This window comes from Curtobacterium sp. JUb34 (genome assembly GCF_003755065.1).
Taxonomy (GTDB): domain Bacteria; phylum Actinomycetota; class Actinomycetes; order Actinomycetales; family Microbacteriaceae; genus Curtobacterium.
The window spans coordinates 2057-5581 of the sequence record NZ_RJVH01000007.1 but is presented as its reverse complement, the minus strand read 5'-3'; the positions used below and the strand labels follow the sequence as shown (position 1 = coordinate 5581).

Annotated in this window: 2 rRNA genes; both read right to left on the bottom strand. The window is 55.0% G+C overall.

The annotated features are described in order from the left end of the window. Positions 1–5 precede the first annotated feature (5 nt). Positions 6–122: ribosomal RNA gene (gene rrf, locus EDF63_RS18335) — 5S ribosomal RNA — on the bottom strand. A gap of 131 nt (positions 123–253) precedes the next feature. Continuing rightward, positions 254–3381: ribosomal RNA gene (locus EDF63_RS18330) — 23S ribosomal RNA — on the bottom strand. Positions 3382–3525 lie beyond the last annotated feature (144 nt).

Below are 3525 nucleotides of genomic sequence, written 5' to 3'. Positions count from 1 at the left end.
GTTAAGTCCGGCGGCGTCCTACTCTCCCACAAGGTCCCCCTTGCAGTACCATCGGCGCTGAGAGGCTTAGCTTCCGGGTTCGGAATGTGACCGGGCGTTTCCCTCTCGCTATGACCACCGGAACACTGTCGACCATGATCTGGTCTCAAACATGTCCCAGCTGTAGCTGAGTTATTTAGTTTGATTCCCGATCGTCTGTCGGGAACCACAAAGTGGACGCGAGCCCGTGCAACAAGTGCACGGAAATCAGTGTGTTATCAAGTCTTCGGCTTATTAGTACCGGTCAGCTCCACGGGTCGTTAGTCCCCGCTTCCACATCCGGCCTATCAACCCAGTAGTCTGCTGGGAGCCTCTCACACTCAAGGTGCATGGAAATCTCATCTCGAAGACGGCTTCCCGCTTAGATGCTTTCAGCGGTTATCCGGTCCGAACGTAGCTAATCAGCGGTGCCCTTGGCAGAACAACTGACACACCAGAGGTTCGTCCATCCCGGTCCTCTCGTACTAGGGATAGATCTTCTCAAATTTCCAACGCGCGCAGCGGATAGGGACCGAACTGTCTCACGACGTTCTAAACCCAGCTCGCGTACCGCTTTAATGGGCGAACAGCCCAACCCTTGGGACCTACTCCAGCCCCAGGATGCGACGAGCCGACATCGAGGTGCCAAACCATGCCGTCGATATGGACTCTTGGGCAAGATCAGCCTGTTATCCCCGAGGTACCTTTTATCCGTTGAGCGACAGCGCTTCCACAAGCCACTGCCGGATCACTAGTCCCGACTTTCGTCCCTGCTCGACCTGTCAGTCTCACAGTCAAGCTCCCTTGTGCACTTACACTCGCCACCTGATTGCCAACCAGGTTGAGGGAACCTTTGGGCGCCTCCGTTACTCTTTGGGAGGCAACCGCCCCAGTTAAACTACCCATCAGGCACTGTCCATGAACCCGATCAGGGTCCTACGTTAGACATCCAGAGTGACCAGAGTGGTATTTCAACAATGACTCCACGAACACTAGCGTGCCCGCTTCACAGTCTCCCACCTATCCTACACAAGCCACACCGAACACCAATACCAAACTGTAGTAAAGGTCACGGGGTCTTTCCGTCCTGCTGCGCGTAACGAGCATCTTTACTCGTAGTGCAATTTCGCCGAGTTCGCGGTTGAGACAGCTGGGAAGTCGTTACGCCATTCGTGCAGGTCGGAACTTACCCGACAAGGAATTTCGCTACCTTAGGATGGTTATAGTTACCACCGCCGTTTACTGGGGCTTAAATTCAGAGCTTCGCCCAAAGGCTAACCCTTCCTCTTAACCTTCCAGCACCGGGCAGGCGTCAGTCCGTATACATCGTCTTGCGACTTCGCACGGACCTGTGTTTTTAGTAAACAGTCGCTTCCCACTGGTCTCTGCGGCCTTCAACGCTCACGGAGTAAATCCGGTCACGTGTCCGGCCCCCCTTCTCCCGAAGTTACGGGGGCATTTTGCCGAGTTCCTTAACCACGATTCTCTCGATCTCCTTGGTATTCTCTACCTGACCACCTGAGTCGGTTTCGGGTACGGGCGGCTGCAACCTCGCGTCGATGCTTTTCTCGGCAGCATAGGATCACTGATTTCCCCTTACGGGTACGCGTCGGATCTCAGGCACACAGACGACGGATTTGCCTATCGTCAGCCCTACATCCTTACACCAGGTTCACCTTACGGATACCATCGCCTGGCTCAGCTACCTTCCTGCGTCACACCTGTTCATACGCTAACCGCACCAGCATGGGGTCGAGCGTTAGACCGGCCACCATCACCCCGAAGGGATCCGGTTGAACCGGGTTAGGACTCTTAGCACCACTGGATTAGCTTGGGCGGTTGTTCGCCGGTACGGGAATATCAACCCGTTGTCCATCGACTACGCCTGTCGGCCTCGCCTTAGGTCCCGACTTACCCAGGGCGGATTAACCTGGCCCTGGAACCCTTGGTCTTTCGGAGGACGGGTTTCTCACCCGTCTTTCGCTACTCATGCCTGCATTCTCACTCGTGTAGCGTCCACGGCTGGATCACTCCGCCGCTTCACTCGCCACACGACGCTCTCCTACCACTCCGCACGACTGAACCACGAAGGCTTGTCAATGTGCGAAATCTACAACTTCGGTGGTGTGCTTGAGCCCCGTTACATTGTCGGCGCGGAATCACTTGACCAGTGAGCTATTACGCACTCTTTCAAGGGTGGCTGCTTCTAAGCCAACCTCCTGGTTGTCTATGCAACTCCACATCCTTTCCCACTTAGCACACGCTTAGGGACCTTAGTTGGTAGTCTGGGTTGTTTCCCTCTCGACGATGAAGCTTATCCCCCACCGTCTCACTGCTGCGCTCTCACTCACCGGCATTCGGAGTTTGGCTGACGTCAGTAACCTGTTGAGGCCCATCGGCCATCCAGTAGCTCTACCTCCGGCGAGAAACACGCAACGCTGCACCTAAATGCATTTCGGAGAGAACCAGCTATCACGAAGTTTGATTGGCCTTTCACCCCTATCCACAGCTCATCCCCTCCATTTTCAACTGAAGTGGGTTCGGTCCTCCACGACGTCTTACCGTCGCTTCAACCTGGCCATGGATAGATCACTTCGCTTCGGGTCTAGAACATGCGACTCAAACGCCCTATTCAGACTCGCTTTCGCTACGGCTGCCCCACACGGGTTAACCTCGCCACATATCACTAACTCGCAGGCTCATTCTTCAAAAGGCACGCCGTCACCCCTACTAAGGAGGCTCCGACGGTTTGTAAGCAAACGGTTTCAGGTACTATTTCACTCCCCTCCCGGGGTACTTTTCACCTTTCCCTCACGGTACTTGTCCGCTATCGGTCATCTGGGAGTATTTAGGCTTATCAGGTGGTCCTGACAGATTCACACGGGATTTCTCGGGCCCCGTGCTACTTGGGATACACATCCGGCCATAACACCATTTCGTCTACGGGGCTGGCACCCACTACGGCCCGGCTTTCAAACCGGTTCGACTATGATGCGCTGTAACCGCCCCAGTCCGGCAGAACTGAGTGACGTGTCCCACAACCCCGACCATGCAACGCCCGCCGGCTATCACACATGATCGGTTTAGCCTCATCCGCTTTCGCTCGCCACTACTCACGGAATCACATGTTGTTTTCTCTTCCTGTGGGTACTGAGATGTTTCACTTCCCCACGTTCCCTCTACCCGCCCTATATATTCAGGCGGGAGTCACCAGGTCACAAAAGCGCCCAGCGGGGTTTCCCCATTCGGAAATCCTCGGATCAGGGCTCGATTATCAGCTCCCCGAGGCTTATCGCAGATTTCTACGTCCTTCTTCGGCTCCAGATGCCAAGGCATCCACCGTTTGCTCTTAGAAACTTGACCACAAAGATTAAAATTGCGATCCGTCATCACCCACAACCATCAGCCCGAAGACCTCAGATCGATTGGATGACGCGAATCAAAGATGCTCGCGTCCACTGTGTAGTTCTCAACATACGATCGGCACCACACTCCCCACCGTCCAAC